Genomic DNA, 24,420 nt, shown 5'->3' with positions numbered 1-24,420 from the left:
TCAGGCGAGTTCGATGAGGTCCTGATAGTCCTTCGACCAGATGTCCTCGACGCCGTCGGGCAGGATCAGCACGCGCTCCGGATTCAGCGAGGCCACCGCTCCAGGGTCGTGCGAGACGAGCACCACGGCGCCCTCGTAGTGCGCGAGCGCACCCAGGATCTCCTCGCGCGAAGCCGGGTCGAGGTTGTTCGTCGGCTCATCGAGCAGCAGCATGTTCGCCGCGGAGACGACCAGCGTCGCGAGCGACAGCCGGGTCTTCTCCCCACCGGACAGCACGCCCGCGGGCTTGAGCACATCGTCGCCGGTGAACAGGAAGGATCCGAGCACCTTGCGCGCCTCGGTCTCGTTGATGTCCGGGGCGGCCGACATCATGTTCTCGAGCACGGAACGCGAGACGTCGAGGTTCTCGTGCTCCTGGGCGTAGTACCCGATCTTCAGACCGTGCCCCGGTTCGAGTCCGCCGGTGTCCGGTTTGTCGACCCCGGCGAGGATCCGCAGCAGCGTGGTCTTTCCCGCGCCGTTGAGGCCGAGCACGACGACCTTGGAGCCGCGGTCGATCGCGAGATCCACGTCGGTGAAGATCTCCAGCGAGCCGTAGGACTTCGACAGGCCGGACGCCATGAGCGGGGTCTTGCCGCAGGGCGCGGGCTTGGGGAAGCGCAGCTTCGCGACGCGGTCGACCTGGCGCACCTCGTCGAGGCCGCTGAGCAGCTTCTCCGCGCGGGCGACCATCTGATGCGCGGCCGCGGCCTTGCTGGCCTTCGCCCCGAAGCGGGCCGCCTGCTGCTGCAACGAGGTCGCCTTCTTCTCGGCGTTCGCGCGCTCCTTCTTGCGGCGCTCCTCATCCGCCACCCGCTGGCGCAGATAGTTCTTCCAGTTCATGTTGTAGATGTCGATGGTCTGACGGTTCGCGTCCAGGTAGAACACCCGGTTGACGGCCTCGCCGACCAGCTCGACGTCGTGGCTGATCACGATCAGCCCGCCCTTGTAGCCCTTCAGGAACTCGCGCAGCCACACCACGCTGTCCGCGTCGAGGTGGTTGGTGGGCTCGTCCAGGATCATCGTCTGCGCGTCGGAGAACAGGATCCGGGCGAGCTCGATGCGACGGCGCTGACCGCCGGAGAGGGTCTTCAGCGGCTGGTCGAGGATCCGATCCGGCAGCGACAGGTTGTTCGCGATCGACGCGGCCTCCGCCTCGGCCGCGTACCCGCCCAGCGCCTCGAAGCGCTCGGTCAGATTGCCGAACCGCTTCATCGCCTTCTCGGCGACCGCGGGGTCGGACGACGCCATCTGCTCGGAGGCCTCGCGCATGCCCAGCTGCAGGGAGCCGAGACCGCGCGCGTCCAGGATCCGGGTGCGCGCGAGCATCTCCGGATCGCCGGAACGGGGGTCCTGCGGCAGGTAGCCCAGCTCGCCGCTGCGCTCGACCTTGCCGTCGGCGGAGATCAGATCCCCCGCGAGCACCTTCGTGAGCGTGGTCTTGCCGGCGCCGTTGCGGCCGACCAGGCCGATCTTGTCGCCGTCGGCGACGCGGAAGGAGACGTTCTCCATGAGCAGGCGCGCACCCACGCGGATCTCGAGGTCGTGCACGGCGAGCACAGCAGACGTCCGTTCTTCAGCAAGGGGGTTCGGCGGCCGGATGGCCAGCCTCCCAGTATAGGCGCGGTCACGGATTCCGATCTGCGTGCGCCCTCAGGCAGGGCGGGGCGGATCACCCGAGGCCGCGGGCGCTGAGCGCCTCGCCGACCTGATCCGCGTGCCGCAGCGTGCGCACGAGCAGAGGCACGACCCCACGGACGCCCAAGCGCACACCCCGCGCACGCTGCGCCTCGCGCAGCTGCGCCGCGAAGCCCGCTACCACCGGGATCATCGTGATCGTCAGCGACACCGCGAGAGCGGCGGCATCCGGGTCCACGCCGAGCCGCCGCAGCGGATGCAGGATCCGAACCAGCACCGCCATCAGCTCTCCCATCCGGGTCGTGAGCGTGAGCAGACTCGCGAGCAGCACCAGCGCGACCACCCGCGTCGTACTGACCCAGGCGGCGAGCGGCGAGGCGAAGATCCACAGCGCGGCCCCCAGGACGAGCACCAGCCAGCGCGGTCGCCAGAGCTCTGCGCCGAGCACGCGCCACCGCAGCCGCGCGAGCGGATACAGCGTGCAGACGACGAGCAGGCACACGGCCCCGACGATCCCGTCCTGCGGGAGCAGCGAGATGACCAGGGCGCAGATCGCGAGGATCACGAGCTTCGCGCCCACGGGCAGGCGATGCACCACGCTCCTGCCCGGCACGTAGAGCGAGATCATGCGCACTGCATCCGATACTCCTCGAGGATCTCCGCAGGAGCCCCGACCGCCACGGCCCGACCATCCCGGAACAGCACCGCGATGTCGCAGCGCGCGGCGAGCTCGAGATCGTGCGTCACCACGACCAGCTGCGATTCCTGGGCGAGCAGCAGATCGCCGATCCGCCGGGCGTTGCGCAGATCCAGCAGAGTGGTGGGCTCGTCGGCGACGAGCAGCGCCGGCTCCGTGATGAGCACCGAGGCCAGTGCGAGCAGCTGCTTCTGCCCTCCGGACAGCTCCGTCGCCGGCACGTCCGCCCGCTCGGCGAGGCCGTGCTCGGCGAGCGTCTCGGCCACGCGCCGGGCGGCTTCGGCACGCGGCAGCCCGCGCAGCGACAGTGCGAGGTCCTCCGCGGGCGTCGGCATCAGGATCTGGGCCTGCGGATCGGTGAACACGAACCCCACCTTGCGGCGCAGCGCGGCCCCGTCGCGCGCGGGATCCAGGCCGTGCACGATCACCCGGCCGTGCGAGGGTGTCAGCAGCCCGTTCAGCAGCCGCGCGAACGTGGACTTGCCCGATCCGTTCTCGCCGATCACGGCGATCCTGGAGCTGTCCAGGTCCAGCGACACATCGTCGAGGATCCGCCGGCCGTCGCGGATCACGGAGACGGAATCGAGCAGGATCCGGGTCACGGTCACGGGGCCGCGATCCCCCGCGGCGCGGCCTCGCGCAGCCGGAAGGCCGTCCCGAACGCCGGGGGGTAGGCGCGGGCGAGGGAGAGAGTCAGGACCGTGGCCAGCGCGACCTTGATCAGATCGCCGGGAAGGAAGACGAGACTGGCCAGCGCGGTCGGCCAGAACGGGGTGCCGAGCACGAGTGCCTGCACGGGTGCGCCGAACAGGTACACGACGCCGACGCCGCCGACGAGGCAGCCGAGCGCCACACGCCACCACTGCAGCCGCCCAGCACCGGAGCGCGCGATCAACCCGATCACGACCACGCCCGCCAGCCAGCCCAGTAGGTACCCCGCGCTGGGCCCCACGAACACGCCGAGGCCGCCTCGCCCTCCGGCGAGGACCGGCAGCCCCACCGCGGCGAGCACCAGCACCAGCAGCACGGCCCAGGGCGCGCGCCGCGCCCCGAGGACGGTGCCTGCCAGCATCACTCCGAGCGTCTGCCCGGTGACGGGCACTCCCCCGGCCAGCGGAACGACGACGGCTCCGAGCACCACGATCAGGGCGGCGAACACGGCGATGCGGGCGAGGTCCGCGGCGCCGAGGCGTGCGGCGGGCCGGGAGGTCGTGGCTGTCATGCGGGCTCCTCGAGAGAGTGGGATCGGTACCTGAACACTGTTCACCTGAACGGCGTTCAGTATACTCATCGCATGACCCCTGCGCGCACCGGACGGCACGACCGCGAGCACATCGTGAGCGTCGCCCTCGACCTGCTGGATCGGTACGGCCTCCCCGACCTCACGATGCGGCGCCTGGCGACGGAGCTGGATGTGCAGCCCAGCGCGCTGTACTGGCACTTCTCGAGCAAGCAGGACCTGCTCGCCGCGGTCGCGGAGCGGATCCTCGCCCGAATCGCGCCTTCCCTTCTGGCCCACGACGGGGACGACGCGCTTCTCCCCGCGGCGCGCAGTGTGCGCGACGCGCTGCTCGCCTATCGCGACGGCGCGGAGGTCGTGATGAGCTCGGCGGCTCTGCGTCCGAGTTCGACCCGCGCGCACGAGGTGCTGCTCACCGCGCTGCGTTCTGCGGGCGTCGACGCGCCCGACCTCGCGGCCGCGGCTGTTCTGCAGTTCATCCTCGGCCACGCCTCCCTCGTGCAGCAGCGCATGCACGGCGAGAGCCACGGCGCCGCCGCGACGCCCGGCGATGCCGTGCCGGACGACTCCGCCGCGGTCTTCGAGGCCGGCATCGGGATGCTCAGCCGCGGCGCGGTCCCTCGGTCCGCGGCGCGGGGATGATCCGGCCCGGGATCAGGCCGACGGGCAGTCCGCTCAGCCGCGCAGCGCAGCGATCCGCTGCACGGCCTCGGTGAGCACCTCCGGGGCGCAGCCGAGGTTGATGCGCACGTGCCCGTGGCCCTCGTCGCCGAAGGTGGGGCCGCGATTCAGCGCGACACGCGCATCGCGCAGGATCCGGCCCGCAGGGTCGTCACCCCAGCCCAGGTCGCGCAGGTCGACCCAGGCGAGGTAGCCCGCGTCCGGCATCCGGTACCGGGCCTCCGGCAGATGCTCGGCCAGCAGCTCGGCCAGCAGCCGGCGATTGCGGTCCAGGGCGGCGAGGAGCGCATCCAGCCACGCGTCGCTGTCCTGGCTCCACGCGGCGACGCCGGCGAGGGCTCCGAACAGGCCGGTGCGCCACTCGACCTCGGGCGGGAGCGCCCGCACGACCGCCGCCGTCTGCTCGCTCGCGGTCACCATGATCGCGCACTTGAGACCGGCCAGGTTGTAGGCCTTGCTGGCGCTGGTGACGGTGTAGCCGATCTCCGCCGCCTCCGGCGACGCCGCCAGGAACGGGGTGTACGGAACGCCCGGCTGCACCAGCGGGGCGTGGATCTCATCGCTCACCACGACGGCTCCGTGCGCGGCGGCGATCTCGGCCAGGCGCGCGAGCGCGGCCCGCGCATGCACGGTGCCGGTCGGGTTGTGCGGGTTGCACAGCAGCACGGCGCGCGCACCCGCGGCCAGGGATCGTTCGATCCCGTCGAGATCGAGCGCCCAGGATCCGTCCACGTCGACGAGCGGCACGCGCTCGACGACGCCGCCCGCCTCCTTTACGCAGTCGTAGAACGGCGGATAGACGGGTGGGGTGACGATCACCCGGTCGCCGGGGGCGATGACGGCGCGGAGGATCTCGACGACGCCCATCATCACATCGCACGTGGAGCGGATCCGGTCGGGCTGCACCGTCCAGTCGAAGCGGCGCTGCGCATACGCGGCGAACGCGTCACGCAGCCCCGGGTCCGGCGGGGTGTAGCCGGTGTCGCCGAGGTCGAGCGCGTCACGCAGCCGCTGCGTGACCGCGTCGGCGAGCGGGAAGTCGGTCTCGGCGACGAACAGCGGCAGCACATCCTCCGGATAGGTGCGCCACTTCGTGCTGGAACGGCGGCGGAGCTGGTCGAGCGGCAGAGCCTGGAGCGGGGCGATCGTCACCGTCCGAGCCTATCGAGCGCAGCGACGCCAAAGGCCCGGCGCCGTCATACGGCGTCAGGCCTTCGAAAGCGCGTCGGCTCAGATCGCGAAGCCGAGGGCGCGCATCTGGTCGCGCCCGTCGTCGGTGATCCGCTCCGGACCCCACGGCGGCATCCACACCCAGTTGATGCGGAACTGGTCCACGACGTTGTCGAGAGCCTGGCCCGTCTGCTCCTCGAGCACGTCGGTCAGCGGGCAGCCGGCGCTGGTGAGCGTCATGTGGATGACGAGGGCGTCGTTCTCCTCGTCCCAGGACAGATCGTAGATGAGACCGAGGTCGACGACATTGATCCCGAGTTCGGGATCGACGACGTCCTTGAGCGCCTCGGTGACCTCGTCGTACTTCTCTCCGGTCAGGGTCGCGGTCATGGTTCCAGCCTACGCTTCGACGGGGGCGCTGGGGTCGAGGAAGCGGTCGTAGCCCTCGTCCTCGAGCCGGTCGGCGAGCTCGGCGCCGCCTTCTTCGACGATCTTGCCCGCGACCACCACATGCACGAAGTCCGGGCGGATGTAGCGCAGGATGCGGGTGTAGTGCGTGATCAGCAGCACACCGAGATTCGTCTGCTCCTTGGCGCGGTTCACGCCCTCCGAGACGATCTTCAGCGCGTCCACGTCGAGGCCGGAGTCGGTCTCGTCGAGCACGGCGATCTTCGGCTTGAGCACCTCGAGCTGCAGGATCTCGTGGCGCTTCTTCTCGCCGCCGGAGAAACCCTCGTTCACATTGCGCTGCGCGAACTTCGGGTCCATGCGCAGGTTCGACATGGCGTGCTTGACGTCCTTCGTCCACTGCCGGATCGCGGGCGCCTCGCCGTCGAGCGCGGTCTTGGCCGTGCGCAGGAAGTTGGTGACGGTGACACCGGGGATCTCGACGGGGTACTGCATGGCCAGGAACAGGCCGGCCCTGGCGCGCTCGTCGACGGTCATGGCGAGGACGTCCTCGCCGTCGAGGGTGATCGAGCCGCTCGCGACGGTGTATTTCGGGTGGCCGGCGATCGTGTAGGCGAGCGTCGACTTGCCGGATCCGTTCGGGCCCATGATCGCGTGGGTCTCGCCCGTGCGCATGGTCAGCGTGATCCCGTTCAGGATCGGCGTGGTGCCGGCGTCGGTCTCGACCGTGACGTGCAGGTCGGTGATCTCGAGGACAGACATGGATGATTCCTTCGTTGTCGTGAAGCTTCGTAAGGGGACGCGGTGCGGTGACCGGCGCTCAGAGAGCGCTGACGTCCTTCGTGAGAGTGGGGTCGATCATGACGTCGTCGCCGTCGATCTCGACGATGTAGACCGGGACCGGCTCGTAGGCCGGCAGGTTCAGCGGCTTGCCGGAGCACAGCGAGAAGGCGGATCCGTGGGCCCAGCACTCCAGAGTCTTGCCCTCGACGAAACCCTCCGAGAGCGAGACGTCGCCGTGCGTGCAGGTGTCGCCGATCGCGTGGATCACGCCCTCGGAATCGAGCACGACCGCCATCGGAACGTCGTCCAGCACGACGCGCAGCGGCGTGTCCTCCTGCAGTTCGCTGACCGCGCAGGCGCGCTGCGCGCTCACGCGTCCACCGCCGCCAGCTCGACCTCGATCGCCTGCAGGAGCTCCTCCTCCAGGGCCGGGATGCGCACGCGCTGGACGATGTCGCTGAGGAACCCGAGCACCACCAGCCGGCGCGCCTCCTGCTCGTCGATGCCGCGAGACTGCAGGTAGAACAGCTGCTCGTCGTCGAAACGACCTGTCGCGCTGGCGTGCCCGGCTCCGAGGATGTCGCCCGTCTCGATCTCGAGGTTCGGGATCGAGTCGGCGCGCGCACCCTCGGTGAGCACGAGATTGCGGTTCGCCTCGTAAGAGTCGGTGCCGGTGGCGTCGGGGCCGATCAGCACGTCGCCGATCCACACGCTGTGCGCGCCCGCACCCTGCAGCGCGCCCTTGTAGAGCACGTCGCCCGTGGTGTGCGCGCCCTTGTGGTGCAGGAAGACCTGACTCTCGAGGTGCTGCCCGGCGTCCGCGTACGACAGGCCGTACAGGCGCGCCTCAGAGCCGGCTCCGGCGAGCTCGACGGTCGGGTTCACGCGCACGACGCCGCCGCCGAAGCTGACGACGATGTGCGTGAGATGCGCGTCGCGATCGATCCGCGCCTGGTGCGAGGAGGCATGGATCGCGTCGTCCTGCCACTGCTGCACCGTCACCAGGGTGAGCTTGGCGGCGTCGCGGACCAGGATCTCGACGTTCTGCGCGAGCTGGGCGGCACCGGTGTGCTGGAGCACGACCGTGGCCGAGCTGTTCACGCCGGCCTCGATGACGAGATGCTCATCGGCGCGGATCCCCGCATCCTGGCCGGTCAGGCGCACGAAGATCGGCTCCGTGATCTCGTCGCCGGCGGGGATCGCGAGGTGGGTCGCCTCGGCGGTGCCCTGCCAGGCCACGGCTGCCACGACGTCCTCCGGCCGGAAGACCTCGCCGCGAGGGGCGTCGCCGAACCCGAGCGCGGGCCGCAGGAACGATTCGTCGCTGATCTCGACAGCGACCCCTGCGCCGGATCCTGCGATCTCGAACAGCGGTGTCAGCCGCGCGACCGGAGTGTGCTTCCAGTTGACCTCGCGGCCAGTCGGCGCACCGAACTCGGCGGGGTCGAACGAGTGCAGGCGCTCCGAGCGGGTCTGCACGGGAATCGTCTTTCCGGCGTGCGCGACCTGGGCGGCCGGATCGACATGGGCGTGGGTGTCCTGTACCTCGGAGGGCGCGGTGGCCTCGGGTGCGGTGGTGGGGGCCGTCATCTCAGCCGACCGATCCTTCCATGCCCATCTCGATGAGCTTGTTCAGTTCCATCGCGTACTCCATGGGCAGCTCGCGCGCGATCGGCTCGATGAAGCCGCGCACGATCATCGCCATCGCCTCGTCCTCGGGCATGCCGCGGGACTGCAGGTAGAACAGCTGCTCCTCGCTGACCTTCGACACGGTGGCCTCGTGGCCGAGCTGCACGTCGTCCACACGGATGTCGATCGCGGGATACGTGTCGGAGCGGGACTTGGTGTCCACGAGCAGTGCGTCGCAGCGGACCGTGTTCGCGGAGTGGTGCGCGTTCGCGTCGACGCGGACCTCACCGCGGTAGCCGGCGCGGCCACCGCCGCGGGCGATCGACTTCGACACGATCGAGGACTGCGTGTACGGCGCCATGTGGATCATCTTGGCGCCGGCGTCCTGGTGCTGACCGGGGCCGGCGAAGGCGACCGAGAGCGTCTCGCCCTTGGCGTGCTCACCCATCAGGTAGATGGACGGGTACTTCATCGTCACCTTGGATCCGATGTTCCCGTCGACCCACTCCATGGTGGCGCCCTCGTACGCGACCGCGCGCTTGGTGACCAGGTTGTAGACGTTGTTCGACCAGTTCTGGATCGTCGTGTAGCGCACCCGGGCGTTCTTCTTCACGATGATCTCGACGACCGCGGAGTGCAGCGAGTCCGACTTGTAGATCGGCGCCGTGCAGCCTTCGATGTAGTGCACGTAGCTGTCTTCGTCGGCGATGATCAGCGTGCGCTCGAACTGGCCCATGTTCTCGGTGTTGATGCGGAAGTACGCCTGCAGCGGGATCTCCACGTGCACGCCCTTGGGCACGTACACGAAGGATCCGCCGGACCAGACCGCGGTGTTGAGAGCGGCGAACTTGTTGTCGCCCGCGGGGATCACGGTGCCGAAGTACTCGGTGAAGAACTCGGGGTGCTCGCGCAGCGCCGTGTCGGTGTCCATGAAGATCACGCCCTGCGCCTCCAGGTCCTCGCGGATCTGGTGGTACACGACCTCGGACTCGTACTGAGCGGCGACGCCCGCGACCAGTCGCTGGCGCTCGGCCTCGGGGATCCCGAGTCGTTCGTAGGTCTCGCGGATGTCGGCGGGGAGGTCTTCCCACGACTGCGCCTGCTTCTCGGTGGAGCGCACGAAGTACTTGATGTTCTCGAAGTCGATCTCGCTGAGGTCGGCACCCCAGGTCGGCATCGGCTTGCGGCCGAAGAGCGCGAGACCCTTCAGACGGTTCTTCAGCATCCATTCGGGCTCGCTCTTGAGCGCCGAGATGTCACGCACGACGCCCTCGGAGAGGCCGCGACGCGCGCTGGCGCCCGCCGCATCTGCGTCGTGCCAGCCGAATTCGTACACCCCCAGCCCATCCAGTTCCGGGCGGTCGATCAGCACATCCGACATCACACTCTCCTCTTGGGCCGTAACGGTTCATCCGCCCCGGCACACCGTCGATCCCGCCGAGTCTGCGGGAAGCGGGTGCCGCTCTGGGCCCTCATCATGGACGCATAGCGTTCGCGCCTAAACTGTGCGGGATGCTGCCCGCGCTTCCGCGGCCATCACCACACACCCAAGATTCTACAGGTTCCCCCTGACATGCGGGCCGCAGTCCGCCGCGCCGGGAGGGTCCGGAGGAGCTATGCCCGAGACCGCGACCTCGCCCGTTGCCGCTGCACGACCCGGATTCCTGGGCCGCATCCGTGAGTGGCTGCCGGATCGCGTCGACGCGAGGGTCCGCGTCGTGGCGTGGATCTCGTTCGTGCTCGAGATCGCGATCGTGGGCACGGGCGGCGCCGTGCGGCTGACGGATTCGGGGCTGGGCTGCGAGTGGCCGCTGTGCACGCCGGACTCGCTGTTCCCCACGGCGCAGCAGAGCTATCACTCCCTGATCGAGTTCGGCAACCGCGGGCTGAGCTTCTTCGTCGGGCTCGCCGCGGTCCTGGTGATCGTGCTGATCTCGCGGCTGCGCACCCAGCGCAAGGACCTCTGGACGATGGCCTGGATCGTGTTCGGCGGCGTGCTGCTGCAGGGCGTCGTCGGCGGGATCCTGGTGATCTTCGCGCTGCACCCGAACATGGTCGCCTTCCACTACCTGGTCTCGCTCGGGCTCGTCGCTGTCACGGCCGCGTTCCTGGTGCGGATGGACCGGCCCCGCGGGGCGCGCGAGCGGACGGTGCCCCCAGGCGTCGCGATCCTGACCCACATCACCTCGTTCGTGCTGGCCGTCACGGTCGTCGTCGGCGTGCTGACCACCGGTGCCGGTCCGCACTCGGGCGACCCCGCCGTGACGCTCCGCAACGGCTTCGACGCGACCGTGCTCGAGCATGTGCACTCGTGGCCGGCGTACACCCTGTTCGCGCTCACGCTCGTGCTGGTGGTGATCGCGTTCCTGCGTGGTCTCACGGCGATCCGCGCCTGGGCGATCGGCCTGCTGGCGGTGGAGCTGGTGCAGATCGCGATCGGCCTCTACCAGGCCCGCAACGCGCTGCCGCCGCTCGCCGTCGGCGTGCACATGGTCCTCGCCGCCGTCCTCGTCGCGGTCTGCACCGCCCTCGTGCTGCAGCTGAAGCGGCCGATCGACACGGACGACGCGATCGCGATCGACTGAGAATTCCACGGCGTCACCCACGCAGGTCCCGGCACCCGAAATGCCGGGACCGTTCCCCCCGTCCCGTCAGCGCACATATTCGGCTCATAGCCGATGCAGAGGCCGTGCATGGGTGCGCCAGGAACCCTGGGGGCATGAAACCCCTACAGTCCCGTCCCGCTCTGATCCGCAGCGTCCCGTTCTGGATCCTTCTCGTCGCCTCGGTCGGTCTGGCCGCCGGCGGAGCGGTCCTGATCGCCCAGCATCTCGGCACTATGACGAAGACCCTCGGCGATGGCAGCGCGACCGGCCTCGAGGTCTACGGTGGCCAGTCGTGGATCGTGGTCGGCGCCACCCTGCTCGGCACCGGTGTGCTCGGCGTGCTGCTCGCCCTCGCCCTCGCGGCCGCCACCGCCCTCGTCGCCGCCGCCACCCCGGTCGTGGCCGCAGAGACCGCTGCGGAGCCCTTCACGGACTTCTCCGACTCTGCCGAAACGGTCGACGCGCCTGCGCCGGAGGTCGCCGATGTCGAGGATGCCGTCACCGAGGAGGCCAGCGCCGAGGAGGCCGAGGCCGAGGCCGAGGAGATCGAACCCGTCGGCACGCGATAATCCCGCGCGCATGCGAAGCGCCGCCCGCGATCCGCGGGCGGCGCTTCGCGTCGGTGTCTCAGCGGGCGGGCTCAGAAGGGCAGCAGCGGGTCCACCGCGATCGCCACGAACACCAGCGTGAGGTACGTGATGGAGGCGTGGAAGACGCGCATCGGCTTGGCCGAGGCGCCCTTGACGGCCTGCGCATAGAGGCGGTGCGACTCGTACACGAACCAGCCGCCGAAGACCACGGCGGAGACCGAGTAGACCAGCCCCATTCCCGCCACCGGGATCAGCAGGAGCGAGCAGGCGAGCGTCGCCCAGGCGTACAGGATCACCTGCAGGCCGACCTGAGACGCCGACCGCGTGACGCCCAGCATCGGGACGTCCACATCCTCGTAGTCGTGCTTGTACTTCATCGACAGCGGCCAGTAGTGCGCCGGGGTCCACAGGAACACCAGCACGAACAGCACGAAAGCCGGCCAGTCCAGGGAACCGGTGACGGCCGACCAGCCGATCAGCACCGGGAAGCAGCCGGCGATCCCGCCCCAGATGATGTTCTGCTCGGTGCGGCGCTTCAGGATCAGGGTGTAGATCACGACGTAGAAGAAGATGGCAGCCACCGACAGCGCCGCCGCAAGCCAGTTCGTGGTCAGCCACAGCCACACGGTCGAGAGCACCGCGAGGGTCCAGGAGAAGATCAGCGCGCCGCGCGGGCTCACCTCGCCGGTGACCAGCGGGCGGTTCTCGGTGCGATGCATGTGCGCATCGATGTCGCGATCGATGTACATGTTGAACGAGGCGGCGGATCCCGCGCTCATCGCCCCGCCGATCACTGTGGCGGCGACCAGCCAGAGATTCGGCAGACCGTGCTGGGCGAGGAACATGACCGGCACGGTGGAGACGAGCAGGAGCTCGAGCACGCGCGGTTTCGTCAGCACGACATAGGCCTGGAAGGTCCGCTTCAGGGAGCGCTCCGCAGCCGGGGACTCGATGGTGGTCGCGATGCTGACCGCCTCCTTCTTGCGCACACGGGAACACCTCGATCCTACGCCACGGAACCGCCTGGCCCCGCTCGTGCCGGCCCGTTCGACGCCTGACCGGGTCGGGTCGCGCAACAATCCGACGTGACCGGACACGCGCGACGCGACCGCACTATGCTGAAACCACTCGCGCGCCCGTCAACGTGCCAGCCCTCCGTGAAGACGCGGGTGGCGCGCAGACAGCGGGGCGCACTCACTGTCTTGGAAAGGGCTCTGGAGTGTCAGAACTGCTGTGGGATGAGATCGATCGGCGCGCGGTGGACACCGCCCGAGTGCTGGCCGCGGACGCCGTGCAGAAGGTGGGCAACGGCCACCCCGGCACAGCGATGAGCCTGGCACCGGTGGCGTATCTGCTGTACCAGCGCGTGATGCGCCACGACCCGGCCGACACGCACTGGATCGGTCGCGACCGGTTCGTCCTCTCCGTCGGGCACTCGTCCCTCACGCAGTACGTGCAGCTGTACCTGGGCGGCTTCGGCCTGGAGCTGACCGATCTCGAGGCGCTGCGCACGTGGGGATCGCTGACTCCCGGCCACCCCGAGTACGGGCACACCAAGGGTGTCGAGATCACCACCGGTCCGCTCGGCCAGGGACTCGCCTCCGCGGTCGGCTTCGCCTACGCGTCGCGCTACGAGCGCGGTCTGTTCGATCCTGACGCGGCAGCCGGCACCAGCCCGTTCGACCACTACGTGTACGTGATCGCGGGCGACGGCGACCTGCAGGAGGGTGTGACCAGCGAGGCGTCTTCGCTCGCGGGCCACCAGTCGCTGGGCAATCTCATCGCGATCTACGACTCGAACCGCATCTCGATCGAGGGCGACACGAACGTCGCGTTCACCGAGGACGTGCGGGCGCGCTACGAGGCGTACGGCTGGCAGGTGCAGCACGTGGACTGGGTGCGCACGGGCACCTATGTCGAGGACGTGAAGGAGCTGTTCGATGCGATCGAGCAGGCCAAGGCGGAGACGTCGAAGCCGTCCCTGATCATCCTGAACACCATCATCGGCTGGCCGGCACCGAACAAGAAGGGCACCGAGTCGGTGCACGGCAACGCGCTCGGAGCCGACGAGGTCGCCGCGACCAAGGTCGTGCTGGGCTTCGATCCCGAGAAGTCCTTCGTGGTCGAGGACGCCGTCATCTCGCACACCCGAGAGCTGGGCGCCCGTGCAGCAGAGGCGCACGCCGCCTGGCAGCAGGACTTCGAGGCGTGGGCCGCCGCGAACCCGGAGCGCAAGGCGCTCCTGGACCGTCTCGAGGCGCACGAGCTCCCCGAGGGCATCGAGAACGCGCTCCCCGTGTTCGAGGCCGGCACCGAGCTCGCCACCCGCGCAGCCTCCGGCAAGGTCATCAACGCCCTCGCCCCCGAACTGCCCGAGCTGTGGGGCGGATCTGCCGACCTCGCCGGCTCCAACAACACCACGATCGCCGCGGCGAAGTCCTTCATCCCCGCCACCTGGTCCACGCACGACTGGGACGGCAGCCCGTACGGCCGCGTGCTGCACTTCGGCATCCGCGAGCACGCCATGGGCTCGATCCTGAACGGCATCGTGCTGCACGGCCCGACCCGTCCGTTCGGCGGCACCTTCCTCATCTTCAGCGACTACATGCGTCCCGCGGTGCGCCTGGCCGCCCTGATGAACGTGCCGAGCGTGTTCGTCTGGACCCACGACTCCGTCGCCCTCGGCGAGGACGGTCCGACGCACCAGCCGATCGAGCAGCTCGCCGCCCTGCGCGCGATCCCCAACCTGACGATCGTGCGCCCTGCGGACGGCAACGAGACCGCCGCCGCGTGGCTGCAGATCCTGCGCCGGCACGGCGGTCCCACCGGCATCGCACTGACCCGCCAGAACGTGCCGAACTTCGCGCGTGGCGAAGGTGCGGCATCCGGTGACACATTCGCGGCCGCATCGAACACGGTGAAGGGCGCCTATGTCCTCGCCGAGGCGCCGAACGGCACGCCGGATGTGATCCTCATCGGCACCGGCTCGGAGGTGCAGCTCGCGGTCGCCGCCCGGGAGGCTCTGGCCGCCGAGGGCGTGAACGCCCGTGTCGTGTCCGCGCCGTCGCTGGAGTGGTTCGCCGAGCAGGACGAGGCGTACCGCGAGTCGGTGCTGCCCGCATCTATCAAGGCGCGTGTCTCCGTCGAGGCAGGATCCACCCTGTCCTGGCACGGCATCGTCGGCTCCACCGGACGTTCCGTGGGCATCGACCACTTCGGCGCCTCCGCCGACTACAAGACCCTGTTCCAGAAATTCGGCATCACCGCCGAGGCCGTCGTCCAGGCGGCGCGCGAGACTCTCGAGGAGAACGCATGACCACCCCCACCGCAGCCCTCTCCGCCGCCGGCGTCAGCATCTGGCTCGACGACCTGTCCCGCACCCGGATCCACTCCGGCAACCTCGCGGAGCTGATCGCGTCGCGCAACGTGGTCGGCGTGACCACGAACCCGACGATCTTCGCGAACTCGATCACCGACGCGTCCGACACCTCCTACGACGCCCAGGTCGCAGAGCTCGCCCAGCGCGGCGCGACCGCCGAGGAGGCGATCTTCGAGGCGACCACGCAGGACGTGCGTGACGCCCTCGACGTGTTCCGTCCCGTGTGGGAGCAGACCGGTCACGTCGACGGCCGCGTGTCGATCGAGGTCTCCCCCGACCTCGCGCACGACACCGACGGCACCACCGCCCAGGCCGCCGAGCTGTGGGCCAAGGTCGACCGTCCGAACCTGCTCGTCAAGATCCCCGCGACCAAGGCGGGCCTGCCCGCCATCGCGGCGTCGATCGCCGCCGGCATCAGCGTCAACGTCACGCTGATCTTCAGCCTGGAGCGCTACGCCGAGGTCATCGACGCGTACCTGTCCGGTCTCGAGCAGGCCAAGGACGCCGGCATCGATCTGTCCACGATCCAGTCGGTCGCCTCGTTCTTCGTGTCCCGCGTCGACACCGAGACTGACGCGCGCCTCGCCGCGATCGGCACGGACGAGGCCCTGGCTCTGAAGAGCAAGGCCGGTCTCGCGAACGCCCGCCTCGCGTACGAGCTGTACGAGCAGACGTTCGCCGGTGACCGCGCGCAGGCTCTCCTCGACGCCGGCGCGAACCGTCAGCGCCCGCTCTGGGCCTCCACCGGGGTCAAGGATCCGGCGCTGCCGGACACCCTGTACGTCACCGAGCTCGTCGCCGCGAACGTCGTCAACACCATGCCGGAGAAGACCCTCGAGGCGACCTTCGACCACGGCGTCATCACCGGCGACACCATCACGAGCGAGTACGACGCCTCACGGGCCGTGTTCACCGGTCTCGAGTCCGTGGGCGTCGACTTCGCCGACGTCACCCAGACCCTGGAGGACGAGGGCGTCTCCAAGTTCATCGACTCCTGGCACCACCTGCTCACCCAGGTCCGCGAAGGACTGGACGCGCAGCGGTGAGCTTCCACATCCACACCTCGGGGGCGCCGAAGGCGGCCATCGACGAGATCGTCCCGCACCTGGTCGGCGACCTGATCGCGTCGCGGATCACGGCCGGCGACCCGACGGTGTGGGGCGAGGCGGCGGAGGCGGAGGCCGCCGTCCGCCTCGGCTGGGTGGACGCGGTCTCCGTCTCGCGTCCGCTGGTGCCAGAGATCGTCGCCCTGCGCGAGGAGCTGAACGCGCAGGGCGTCACGCGTGTCGTGCTGGCCGGGATGGGCGGATCCTCGCTCGCTCCCGAGGTCATCTCGCAGACCGCGGGGATCGACATCACGATCCTGGACTCCACCTCCCCCGGGCAGGTGCTGGCCGCGATCGACGCAGGCCTGCAGGACGTCGTGCTGGTCGTGTCCTCGAAGTCGGGATCGACCGTCGAGACCGATTCGCAGCGCCGCACCTTCGAGGCCGCATTCCGCGACATCGGCATCGACCCGGTCTCGCGCATCGTCGTGGTCACCGACCCCGGCTCCCCCCTGGACGAATCCGCGCGTGCCGCGGGGTACCGGGTCTTCACCGCGGATCCGAACGTCGGCGGCCGGTACTCCGCGCTCACCGCGTTCGGCCTGGTCCCTTCGGGACTCGCCGGCGTCGACATCTCCGAGCTGCTCGACGAGGCGGAGGCCTCGCTGCTGCAGGTCGCGATCGACTCCGCCGAGAACCCGGCGCTGCTCCTCGGCGCGGCGATCGCCGCGACCAGGCAGAGCCCTGACGGCCCGCGCCGCGACAAACTGGGCCTGATCACCGACGGCACGCACATCGTGGGCCTGCCGGACTGGATCGAACAGCTCGTCGCGGAATCCACCGGCAAGGCGGGCACGGGGATCCTTCCCGTCGTGCTGCTCCCGGTGTCCCCCGAGGTCGAGAACACGCCGTCCGACCTGCAGCTGGTGCGATTCGTCGACGACGCGGACGAGTTCCACCTGCGTGAGCGCCACCCCGGCGAGATCCTGATCAGCGGCACCCTCGGTGCGCAGTTCCTGGTGTGGGAGTACGCCACGGCGATCGCCGGCTACCTGCTCGGCATCGACCCCTTCGATCAGCCCGATGTGGAATCGGCCAAGGTCGCCGCGCGGGGCCTGCTCGACGCCCGCCCCGAGGCCGCACCCGCCGCGTTCGTGCAGGACGGTGTCGAGGTGCGCGCGACGGATCCCGCGCTGGTCGCGTCCGGCACGATCGCCGGCGTGCTGGACGCGCTCTGGTCCCGGCTCGCCGACGACGGCTACGTCTCGATCCAGGCCTACGTGGATCGACTGGAGATGCCGCAGCTGCAGGGTCTGCGCGAGCTCGTCGCCGCCGACTCCGGCCGTCCCACCACCTTCGGCTGGGGACCCCGCTTCCTGCACTCGACCGGTCAGTATCACAAGGGCGGGCCGGCCCAGGGCGTGTTCCTGCAGATCACCGAGCGCGGCGACGTCGACCTGGAGATCCCGGATCGGCCGTTCACCTTCGGCCAGCTCATCGAGGCGCAGGCCGCCGGCGACGCCGGCGTGCTCGCCGCGCACGGCCGCCCCGTCGTGACGCTCACGATCACCGAACCGCAGGACGACGTGCTCGAACTGTTCGAGGCTGCTCAGTAGCCGTCCCCTCCCCCGTATCCAGGAGAATCCCCCACTGATGACCGTTCCCGTCTCCCGCGGACACAATCCGCTGCGCGATCCCGACGACCGTCGGCTGAACCGGATCGCCGGGCCGAGCGCCCTCGTGATCTTCGGCGTCACCGGCGATCTGTCGCGCAAGAAGCTCATGCCCGCCGTCTACGACCTCGCCAATCGCGGTCTGCTCCCGCCCGGGTTCGCCCTGGTCGGCTTCGCCCGCCGCGACTGGGAGGATCAGGACTTCGCCCAGGTCGTCTACGACGCAGTCAAGCAGTACGCCCGCACGCCGTTCCGCGAGGAGACGTGGGAGCAGCTGCTGCAGGGCATCCGCTTCGTCTCCGGCGAGTTCGGAGATCCGGACGCGTTCCGGCGGCTCCGCGAGACGGTCGAGAGGCTCGACGTCGAACGCGGCACCATGGGAAACCATGCGTACTATCTCTCGATCCCGCCGAACCAGTTCCCGCTCGTCGCGCAGCAGCTGCGCGATTCCGGGCTCGTGGACGGACATGCGGACGCCGACCACTGGCGTCGCGTCGTGATCGAGAAGCCGTTCGGTCACGATCTCGCGTCGGCCAGGGCGCTCAACGACGCGCTGGAGGGCACGTTCCCCGCCGATTCGATCTTCCGGATCGACCACTACCTCGGCAAGGAGACGGTGCAGAACATCCTGGCGCTGCGCTTCGCGAACGAACTGTACGAGCCGATCTGGAACCGCAACTACGTCGACCATGTGCAGATCACGATGGCCGAGGACATCGGCGTGGGCGGTCGGGCCGGCTACTACGACGGCATCGGCGCGGCCAGGGACGTCATCCAGAACCACCTGCTGCAGCTGCTCGCGCTGACCGCGATGGAGGAGCCGATCAGCCTCTCCGCCGCGCACCTGCGCGCCGAGAAGGAGAAGGTGCTCGCCGCGGTGTCGCTGCCCGCGGATCTGTCCCTCGCCTCCGCACGCGGGCAGTATGCCGGCGGCTGGCAGGGCGGTGAGCAGGTCACCGGCTTCCTCGACGAGGACGGCATGGACCCCGCCTCGACCACCGAGACGTTCGCCGCCGTCAAACTCGAGATCAACACGCGACGCTGGGCCGACGTGCCGTTCTACCTGCGCACCGGCAAACGCCTCGGCCGCCGGGTGACGGAGATCGCCGTGGTCTTCAAGCGCGCGCCGGAGCATCTGTTCGGCAGCGGCCAGACTTCGGAGCTCGGCCAGAACGCGCTCGTCATCCGCGTGCAGCCCGATGAGGGCGTGACGATCCGGTTCGGATCGAAGGTTCCCGGCAACGGCACGAACGTGCGCGATGTGACCATGGACTTCGGGTATGGGCACGCGTTCACCGAGGCCAGCCCGGAGGCGTACGAACGGCTCATCCTGGATGTGCTCCTCGGTGACCCGCCGCTGTTCCCGCGACATGAGGAGGTCGAGTTGTCCTGGAAGATCCTCGACCCCGTGGAGGACTACTGGGCGGCGCAGAACACGCCGCTCGAGCAGTACGCACCCGGATCCTGGGGCCCGGCATCGGCCGACGCCCTGCTCGCCCGCGACGGACGTGTCTGGAGGCGCCCGTGATCATCGATCTGCCCGACACCACGACCAGTCAGGTCGCGAAGAGCCTGGTGAAGGCCCGCGAGGACGGTGGCGTGGTCGCCCTCGGTCGCGTGCTGACGCTGATCATCGCCTCGCCCGACGACAGCGTGGAGGCGGCCATCGACGCCGCCAACGACGCCTCGCGGGAGCATCCGATGCGTGTGATCGTGCTCACCACGAGCACGGGAGAGGCCCGGCTGGACGCTCAGATCCGGGTCGGCGGCGACGCCGGCGCGAGCGAGGTCGTCGTGCTGCACGCCTACGGCGACGCGGCGAGCAACGAGGAGAGCCTCATCACCGGCCTACTCCTTCCGGACGCCCCTGTCGTGGTGTGGTGGCCGACCGAGGCTCCGGAAGCACCCGCCGAATCGCCTCTGGGCCGGATCGCGCAGCGGCGGATCACCGACGCGGCCACGGCCGTGAACGTGCGTGCGCAGCTCGAGGTGCTCGGTCGCACGCACGTGCCGGGCGACACGGATCTCGCCTGGACCCGCCTCACGCACTGGCGCGAGCAGCTCGCCGCGGTGCTGGACCAGCCGCCGTTCGAGGAGGTCACCTCCGTCGAGGTGCGCGGGTCCGCCGCCTCACCGTCGACGGCTCTGCTCGCGAGCTGGCTCGGGCTGGCGCTGGACGTCCCCGTCCGCTGGGCGTACGAGGAACCGCAGCACTGGGCGCACGGCATCAAGTCCGTACGTCTGTCCCGCGCGAGCGGCGACATCCTGCTGGAGCGTCCGGTTCCCGGATCCGCCCTGCTGACCCAGCCCGGCCAGCCCGACCACGAGCTGCACCTCCCCCGCCGCACGCTGCGCGAATGCCTCGCCGAGGAGCTGCGCCGGCTCGATCCGGATCTGCTCTACGGCCGCGTGATCACCGACGGCTGGGAGCAGCTGTCCGCGCCGGAACCGGCGGCCTGACATGGCCGGCGACCCCGCCAAGCGCGTCGTGATCGCGGCGGATCCCGCGAAGCTCGCCCGCCTCGTCGCGGACCGCTTCCTGGTCCGCGTCCAGGCGCGCATCCGCGACGGCCGCCTCGCGCACATCGCCCTCACCGGCGGGAGCATGGGATCCGCAGTGCTGCGCGCCGTGGCCGAGGATTCCCGCGCCGCCGGCCTGGACTGGTCGCTGGTGCATTTCTGGTGGGGCGACGAGCGCTTCGTACCCGCCGCGGATCCGGATCGCAATGCCGGGCAGGCCAGGACGGCGCTGCTGGACCGGATCCCGGTGCCGGCGGCGAACGTGCACGAGATGGCCGCCAGTGATGCGGGTCTGAGCCTGGACGAGGCCGCCGCCGCCTACGCTGGCGAGCTCGCGCGTTTCGGCGATGACGAGCGCGCTTGGCCGTCGTTCGCGGTCTGCTTCCTCGGGGTCGGGCCGGACGGCCACGTCGCATCGCTGTTCCCGGACCACCCGGAGATCACGGTGACCGATGCGGCCGTGCTGCCGGTGCGGAACTCCCCCAAGCCGCCGCCGGAGCGGATCACGCTGACCCGCCCCGTGATCAACGCCTCCCAGCGCGTCTGGCTGGTGCTCACCGGAGCCGAGAAGGCGTCGGCCCTGGGCCTCGCCCTCGCCGGCGCGAACTACGAGAACGTGCCGGCGGCCGGCGCCAAGGGGCGCAAGCGCACGGTGTTCTTCGTGGATGAGGCCGCGGCCGCCGAGGTCGCTCCCGACCTCATCGACATCGACTACTGAGCGGCGTCGGTCACTGCGCGCGACCGGCGGATCCGCCGTCGTGCTCGTCTGCGTGGTCGGCGGCGGACCGATCGTCACGATGGAGCGGTGCGACGTTCGAGGGCCATTCGGGCGCAGCCGGACCGTCCTGCGACCTCGACGGAGCCGTGCTCGGCGCGGCGGCCGGCCCCGCGCTGCCGGAGCTTCCCCGGACGATCGGCAGCTCCTGACTCTCGCTCACGACCTGCGGGTGGTAGCGCGCGAGCGTGACCACGCCCCAGCCCGCGATAGCGCCGGCAACGCCGAAGACGAAGAACACCCATGGCTGAGCGGCGGATCCCTCCTGCAGGACCAGCAGGCCGATCAGCACCGCGACCATCGGGTCGACGACCGTGAGACCCGCGATGACGAGGTCGGGCGGACCGGACCCGTAGGCGGTCTGCACGAAGTACGCGCCGGCGGCTGCGGCGGCGATCAGTGCGATCACGCAGACCACCGTGAGCCAGTCGAACTGGCTGAACTGGATCCGCGTGATCACGACCTTCGCGAGCGTCGCCACGAAGCCGTACAGGATCCCCGCGCCCGTGACGTAGAAGAGCGCGCGCATGCGGCGTCGCAGGATCAGCCAGCAGGTGCCGAGCAGGATGATCACGAGCAGCAGGATCGTGAGGATCGTGAACAGCTGGATCTCGCTGATCTCGTGCTCGGTTGCGAACAGCGCCGCGAAGAGCACGAAGATGAAGATGCCGCCCACGCACGCGACGATCGAGATCACGGAGCGTTTCGTCGGCGAGACGCCGCTGACGCGCGCGTTGAGCAGGGTGGTGATCACCAGGGCGATCGCGCCGAGCGGCTGCACCACGATCAGGGGCGCCTTGGTCAGCGCCGCGAGCTGACAGACGACGGCCAGCGCCAGCATGAGCGTGCCGGCGATCCAGGACGGACGTGTGAGCAGCCCTCTGACCTGCGCCCAGCTGAGGCCGGTGGCGGCGTCGGAGCCGCTCAGCCGCTCGACCTTCTGCACACCCCGATGCTGGTATTGCGCACCCAGGGACATGAACACCGCGCCGGCCAGCGCCAGCGGGATCCCGAACAGCAGCCCTGGGTTGCCGAAGACACCGGCGAGGTGATCACCGACGTTGCCCGCCATGATCAGGGTCAGGTCTCCGTGCACCCTTCGACCTTACCCGGCCATTCGCGCGGGCTAGGGTTGACGCGTGGCTGTGCTTCCGATTCGCATCATGGGCGACCCCGTCCTGCATTCCATCGCCGACCCCGTCGCAGAGATCACGGATGAGATCCGCACGCTCGTGGCCGACATGCACGAGACGATGGACGTCGCCCCCGGCGTCGGCCTCGCAGCGCCCCAGGTCGGGGTGAGCCTGCGGATCTACGTGTACTCGTACGTCGATGACGACGAGAACCCGTGGCGCGGCGAGATCATCAACCCGGTGCTCTGGATGGCGCCGCTCGAGCCGGGCGCGCCGGATCCCGATCTGGAGTCCGAGGGATGTCTCTCGTTCCCGGGCGAGCGGTTCCCGCTGCGCCGCTCCGAGCGCGTGCTCGTGACCGGCACCGACCTCGGCGGTCACGAGGTGCGGATCGAGGTGGACGGCTGGCGGGCGCGCATCATGCAGCACGAGTTCGACCATCTGGACGGGATCCTGTACGTCGACCGGCTCGACGACGGGGACTGGAAGACCGTGCAGAAGATCGCCCGCAAGCGCGGCTGGGGCCGTCCAGGAGTCAGCTGGACGCCGGGCGTCGAGCACCTCGAGGGCTGAACGGAACACTCCGGCGCGACGCGCCCGGGCGTCAGCCGATGGCGGAGCCGATGTGCAACCTTTGCTATAGTTGTCGAGTTGCCCGCGCAGCGGGAGACATTCCTCGGTAGCTCAATTGGCAGAGCAGCCGGCTGTTAACCGGCAGGTTCTTGGTTCGAGTCCAAGCCGGGGAGCTTGTGAAGCCCCGATCCAGGTCCCTGGGTCGGGGCTTTCCCCTTGTGTTTCCGCGGGTTGTGGGTACGTCACGATATCGTCAGGCGCGTTCAGGGCACGCTCTGCCCACATTTTGCCCACATTCGCTGCGGTTCGTGCGGCATCCAGCGCCCGCGACACGGCGTCAAGATCATCATCGAAGAGGTCAGCGTACGTGTCGAGAGTCATGGCGGCGGAAGCGTGACCAAGCATCCGCTGGATGACTTTTACATTCGCGCCGGCGGAGATAGCCAAGGATGCTGCGGTGTGTCGAAGATCGTGGATCGTCACGGCCGGGAACGCCGGATCAGATGCGCGCAGCGCGTTCAGATGTCGAGTGAACCAAGCATCCCGGTGGGTGGGCTGGCTCAGATATGTGCGCCCGTCACCGAAGACCAGATGCTCGGGAGACTTGCCCTCACATACTCGCAGCAGCGCGGGATGCAGGAACGCCGGCAGCGGGACGGAACGTGTGCGGTGCGTCTTCGGCGTCCCGACCTCGATGCGTCCGTTGACGCGAACAGCATTCTCCGTGACATTCAGACGACCCTTGGTGAGATCGAGGTCACGAACCCGCAGGCCGATCAGCTCCCCCCACCGCAGCCCCGTGTACGCAAGCACGCGCACAATGACGCCCATGTCTCCGCACTCCAGCGCGAGTCGTTCCACCTGGGTGTGCGTCAGATAGAGCCGTCGCTTGCCCGTCTTCCGAGGGAGGGCGATGGAGGCTGCGGGATTGAACGAGATCCGCCGGTCCTTGACCGCGCCGTTCAGGATCGCATGCAGAACACTGTGGGCCCGCCGGACGCTCGAGGCGCTCAGCGGCTTGTTGATAGGTTTCGTGCTGGGCGCCGTGCCATCCGCGAGAGCCGTGATCCATTTCTGCACGTCGGAGTGCCGGATCTCAGCGATCCGCGCCGATCCCCATTTCGGCTGAACGTACACGCGCCATGCGCCCTCGAGCCACACATATGAGGACGGCTTCAGACGCGCCTCCGCCGAGGTCAGCCAGTCGTTCGCCAGATCCTCGAGCTTGACCCGTCCCGCGGCCGCATCGACAAAGTCCCCGCGCGCCTTGGCCACCTCGATGGAGGCGAGGAAGATCTCAGCCTCGCGCTTCGTGCGGAATCCCCGTTTGTCGGTCTGACGCCCATCGGGATTCCGGAAGCGAACCCGGTAGCGCTTGCCGCCATCGGTCGCATAAGGAGTGATACTACCCATCAGACCCCAGCCGTGCTTCGAGCGCCGCGACACGCTCTTCAAGGGATCGCATGTGCCGATCTTGCGCCTCCGCCTCATCAAGATCACGTTGCGGGTCGACACTAACTTCAGTGGCAACGCCGAACCCGAGAAGGTCGACCGGTGGAACTCCTAGCGCCTGCCCCAGGACGAAGAGGTCGTCGACATCCACACGACGTTGACCGTTCTCGATACGGCGAAAAGCAAGATCGGCAAGTCGGCCTCCGGCTCGCCGCGACAGCTCGGCGTAACCGAGTCCCTTCTCCTCGCGGATCTCGCGCACCTTGCCGGCAAGGTACTCGCCCATAGGTCCGACGACGACCTTCGCCCGTCCGGTGTTTGTCTCAGCCATACCCAAACCCTATCATCTCGATCGATCATATTGATAGACTGAGAGTGACAACAGCCC

At 69.2% G+C, this 24,420-nt stretch carries 23 protein-coding genes, 1 tRNA gene and 1 pseudogene; 11 read left to right on the top strand and 14 right to left on the bottom strand.

What is annotated here, in order from left to right:
- The 4 genes from abc-f to ABD882_RS05480 all read right to left on the bottom strand — a co-directional run bounded on the left by abc-f (position 1) and on the right by ABD882_RS05480 (position 3,596).
- Positions 1 to 1,599 (bottom strand): ribosomal protection-like ABC-F family protein, encoded by a 1,599-nt coding sequence (gene abc-f, locus ABD882_RS05495; protein WP_345185149.1) that lies wholly within the window; start codon positions 1,597 to 1,599, stop codon positions 1 to 3.
- A gap of 112 nt (positions 1,600 to 1,711) precedes the next feature.
- Entirely contained in the window at positions 1,712 to 2,305 is a 594-nt protein-coding gene (locus ABD882_RS05490) for an energy-coupling factor transporter transmembrane component T family protein (RefSeq protein WP_345185146.1), read from the bottom strand.
- Complete coding sequence (locus tag ABD882_RS05485; RefSeq protein WP_345185145.1) at positions 2,302 to 2,982, bottom strand: energy-coupling factor ABC transporter ATP-binding protein; 681 nt, start codon at positions 2,980 to 2,982, stop codon at positions 2,302 to 2,304. The genes ABD882_RS05490 and ABD882_RS05485 overlap by 4 nt, the downstream gene beginning before the upstream one ends.
- Positions 2,979 to 3,596 carry a biotin transporter BioY gene (locus ABD882_RS05480; RefSeq protein ID WP_345185143.1) on the bottom strand — a complete coding sequence of 206 codons (618 nt, stop codon included), beginning with the start codon at positions 3,594 to 3,596 and terminating at the stop codon, positions 2,979 to 2,981. Before ABD882_RS05480 ends, ABD882_RS05485 begins: the two co-directional genes overlap by 4 nt.
- Positions 3,597 to 3,668: 72 nt before the next feature.
- On the opposite strand from ABD882_RS05480, the gene ABD882_RS05475 reads away from it, so the two are divergent.
- Positions 3,669 to 4,256, top strand: coding sequence for a TetR family transcriptional regulator (locus ABD882_RS05475; RefSeq protein ID WP_345185142.1), 588 nt, complete (start codon positions 3,669 to 3,671; stop codon positions 4,254 to 4,256).
- A 33-nt stretch (positions 4,257 to 4,289) separates the two neighbouring features.
- Here ABD882_RS05475 and ABD882_RS05470 read toward each other — a convergent pair whose 3' ends face one another.
- The 6 genes from ABD882_RS05470 to sufB all read right to left on the bottom strand — a co-directional run bounded on the left by ABD882_RS05470 (position 4,290) and on the right by sufB (position 9,666).
- Positions 4,290 to 5,447: a MalY/PatB family protein gene (locus ABD882_RS05470; protein WP_345185140.1), complete on the bottom strand. Its 1,158-nt coding sequence runs from the start codon at positions 5,445 to 5,447 to the stop codon at positions 4,290 to 4,292.
- A 78-nt stretch (positions 5,448 to 5,525) separates the two neighbouring features.
- Complete coding sequence (locus ABD882_RS05465; RefSeq protein ID WP_345185138.1) at positions 5,526 to 5,855, bottom strand: metal-sulfur cluster assembly factor; 330 nt, start codon at positions 5,853 to 5,855, stop codon at positions 5,526 to 5,528.
- 9 nt (positions 5,856 to 5,864) lie between these two features.
- Positions 5,865 to 6,635, bottom strand: coding sequence for a Fe-S cluster assembly ATPase SufC (gene sufC, locus ABD882_RS05460; protein WP_345185136.1), 771 nt, complete (start codon positions 6,633 to 6,635; stop codon positions 5,865 to 5,867).
- A 58-nt stretch (positions 6,636 to 6,693) separates the two neighbouring features.
- Entirely contained in the window at positions 6,694 to 7,029 is a 336-nt protein-coding gene (locus ABD882_RS05455) for a non-heme iron oxygenase ferredoxin subunit (RefSeq protein ID WP_345185134.1), read from the bottom strand.
- Entirely contained in the window at positions 7,026 to 8,246 is a 1,221-nt protein-coding gene (gene sufD / locus ABD882_RS05450; protein ID WP_345185131.1) for a Fe-S cluster assembly protein SufD, read from the bottom strand. The genes ABD882_RS05455 and sufD overlap by 4 nt, the downstream gene beginning before the upstream one ends.
- 1 nt (position 8,247) lies before the next feature.
- Positions 8,248 to 9,666, bottom strand: coding sequence for a Fe-S cluster assembly protein SufB (gene sufB, locus ABD882_RS05445; RefSeq protein ID WP_345185130.1), 1,419 nt, complete (start codon positions 9,664 to 9,666; stop codon positions 8,248 to 8,250).
- Between the two features lie 235 nt (positions 9,667 to 9,901).
- Here sufB and ABD882_RS05440 point away from each other — a divergent pair, with 235 nt between their 5' ends.
- A complete protein-coding gene (locus ABD882_RS05440) occupies positions 9,902 to 10,870 on the top strand; it encodes a COX15/CtaA family protein (protein ID WP_345185128.1) in 969 nt (322 codons plus the stop codon).
- 134 nt (positions 10,871 to 11,004) lie between these two features.
- Positions 11,005 to 11,460 carry a hypothetical protein gene (locus ABD882_RS05435; protein WP_345185126.1) on the top strand — a complete coding sequence of 152 codons (456 nt, stop codon included), beginning with the start codon at positions 11,005 to 11,007 and terminating at the stop codon, positions 11,458 to 11,460.
- Between the two features lie 71 nt (positions 11,461 to 11,531).
- On the opposite strand, the gene ABD882_RS05430 is transcribed toward ABD882_RS05435, so the two are convergent.
- Positions 11,532 to 12,446, bottom strand: a complete 915-nt coding sequence (locus ABD882_RS05430) for a heme o synthase (protein WP_345185838.1) — start codon at positions 12,444 to 12,446, stop codon at positions 11,532 to 11,534.
- A gap of 254 nt (positions 12,447 to 12,700) precedes the next feature.
- On the opposite strand from ABD882_RS05430, the gene tkt reads away from it, so the two are divergent.
- From tkt to pgl, 6 genes are read left to right on the top strand one after another with little or no spacing between them, the layout of a single operon-like run.
- Positions 12,701 to 14,797: a transketolase gene (gene tkt, locus ABD882_RS05425; RefSeq protein ID WP_345185124.1), complete on the top strand. Its 2,097-nt coding sequence runs from the start codon at positions 12,701 to 12,703 to the stop codon at positions 14,795 to 14,797.
- Positions 14,794 to 15,906 carry a transaldolase gene (gene tal / locus ABD882_RS05420; RefSeq protein ID WP_345185121.1) on the top strand — a complete coding sequence of 371 codons (1,113 nt, stop codon included), beginning with the start codon at positions 14,794 to 14,796 and terminating at the stop codon, positions 15,904 to 15,906. Before tkt ends, tal begins: the two co-directional genes overlap by 4 nt.
- Entirely contained in the window at positions 15,903 to 17,522 is a 1,620-nt protein-coding gene (locus tag ABD882_RS05415) for a glucose-6-phosphate isomerase (RefSeq protein WP_345185120.1), read from the top strand. Before tal ends, ABD882_RS05415 begins: the two co-directional genes overlap by 4 nt.
- Before the next feature lie 37 nt (positions 17,523 to 17,559).
- Positions 17,560 to 19,107, top strand: a complete 1,548-nt coding sequence (gene zwf, locus ABD882_RS05410) for a glucose-6-phosphate dehydrogenase (RefSeq protein WP_345185117.1) — start codon at positions 17,560 to 17,562, stop codon at positions 19,105 to 19,107.
- Positions 19,104 to 20,039 carry a glucose-6-phosphate dehydrogenase assembly protein OpcA gene (locus tag ABD882_RS05405; protein WP_345185115.1) on the top strand — a complete coding sequence of 312 codons (936 nt, stop codon included), beginning with the start codon at positions 19,104 to 19,106 and terminating at the stop codon, positions 20,037 to 20,039. Before zwf ends, ABD882_RS05405 begins: the two co-directional genes overlap by 4 nt.
- Before the next feature lies 1 nt (position 20,040).
- Positions 20,041 to 20,817: a 6-phosphogluconolactonase gene (gene pgl / locus ABD882_RS05400; RefSeq protein ID WP_345185113.1), complete on the top strand. Its 777-nt coding sequence runs from the start codon at positions 20,041 to 20,043 to the stop codon at positions 20,815 to 20,817.
- Positions 20,818 to 20,827: 10 nt separating this feature from the next.
- Here the strand turns inward: pgl and ABD882_RS05395 are convergent, their stop codons facing one another.
- Complete coding sequence (locus ABD882_RS05395; protein WP_345185836.1) at positions 20,828 to 21,946, bottom strand: DMT family transporter; 1,119 nt, start codon at positions 21,944 to 21,946, stop codon at positions 20,828 to 20,830.
- A gap of 67 nt (positions 21,947 to 22,013) precedes the next feature.
- Here ABD882_RS05395 and def point away from each other — a divergent pair, with 67 nt between their 5' ends.
- Complete coding sequence (gene def, locus ABD882_RS05390) at positions 22,014 to 22,580, top strand: peptide deformylase (protein ID WP_345185111.1); 567 nt, start codon at positions 22,014 to 22,016, stop codon at positions 22,578 to 22,580.
- A 100-nt stretch (positions 22,581 to 22,680) separates the two neighbouring features.
- Positions 22,681 to 22,753: transfer RNA gene (locus tag ABD882_RS05385), tRNA-Asn, on the top strand.
- Between the two features lie 190 nt (positions 22,754 to 22,943).
- Here the strand turns inward: ABD882_RS05385 and ABD882_RS05380 are convergent.
- Together ABD882_RS05380 and ABD882_RS05375 are read right to left on the bottom strand one after the other, a co-directional pair.
- A pseudogene (locus tag ABD882_RS05380) lies at positions 22,944 to 23,993 on the bottom strand (tyrosine-type recombinase/integrase); the annotation flags it as partial.
- Positions 23,986 to 24,363, bottom strand: a complete 378-nt coding sequence (locus ABD882_RS05375; protein ID WP_345185109.1) for a helix-turn-helix domain-containing protein — start codon at positions 24,361 to 24,363, stop codon at positions 23,986 to 23,988. The pseudogene ABD882_RS05380 and the gene ABD882_RS05375, both read right to left, overlap by 8 nt.
- Positions 24,364 to 24,420 lie beyond the last annotated feature (57 nt).

Source organism: Microbacterium panaciterrae, from assembly GCF_039541635.1.
Taxonomy (GTDB): Bacteria; Actinomycetota; Actinomycetes; order Actinomycetales; family Microbacteriaceae; genus Microbacterium; species Microbacterium panaciterrae.
The sequence above is the reverse complement of the archived record's forward strand: the minus strand, read 5'-3'. Positions and strand labels throughout refer to the sequence as shown.

Coding starts and splice junctions, on each gene's coding strand:
- ABD882_RS05435 (WP_345185126.1), top strand. CDS start 11,005: ATGAAACCCCTACAGTCCCGTCCCGCTCTGATCCGCAGCGTCCCGTTC.
- ABD882_RS05490 (WP_345185146.1), bottom strand. CDS start 2,305: ATGATCTCGCTCTACGTGCCGGGCAGGAGCGTGGTGCATCGCCTGCCC.
- tal (WP_345185121.1), top strand. CDS start 14,794: ATGACCACCCCCACCGCAGCCCTCTCCGCCGCCGGCGTCAGCATCTGG.
- ABD882_RS05395 (WP_345185836.1), bottom strand. CDS start 21,946: ATGGCGGGCAACGTCGGTGATCACCTCGCCGGTGTCTTCGGCAACCCA.
- ABD882_RS05440 (WP_345185128.1), top strand. CDS start 9,902: ATGCCCGAGACCGCGACCTCGCCCGTTGCCGCTGCACGACCCGGATTC.
- sufB (WP_345185130.1), bottom strand. CDS start 9,666: ATGTCGGATGTGCTGATCGACCGCCCGGAACTGGATGGGCTGGGGGTG.
- ABD882_RS05480 (WP_345185143.1), bottom strand. CDS start 3,596: ATGACAGCCACGACCTCCCGGCCCGCCGCACGCCTCGGCGCCGCGGAC.
- ABD882_RS05465 (WP_345185138.1), bottom strand. CDS start 5,855: ATGACCGCGACCCTGACCGGAGAGAAGTACGACGAGGTCACCGAGGCG.
- ABD882_RS05475 (WP_345185142.1), top strand. CDS start 3,669: ATGACCCCTGCGCGCACCGGACGGCACGACCGCGAGCACATCGTGAGC.
- ABD882_RS05375 (WP_345185109.1), bottom strand. CDS start 24,363: ATGGCTGAGACAAACACCGGACGGGCGAAGGTCGTCGTCGGACCTATG.
- zwf (WP_345185117.1), top strand. CDS start 17,560: ATGACCGTTCCCGTCTCCCGCGGACACAATCCGCTGCGCGATCCCGAC.
- sufC (WP_345185136.1), bottom strand. CDS start 6,635: ATGTCTGTCCTCGAGATCACCGACCTGCACGTCACGGTCGAGACCGAC.
- pgl (WP_345185113.1), top strand. CDS start 20,041: ATGGCCGGCGACCCCGCCAAGCGCGTCGTGATCGCGGCGGATCCCGCG.
- sufD (WP_345185131.1), bottom strand. CDS start 8,246: ATGACGGCCCCCACCACCGCACCCGAGGCCACCGCGCCCTCCGAGGTA.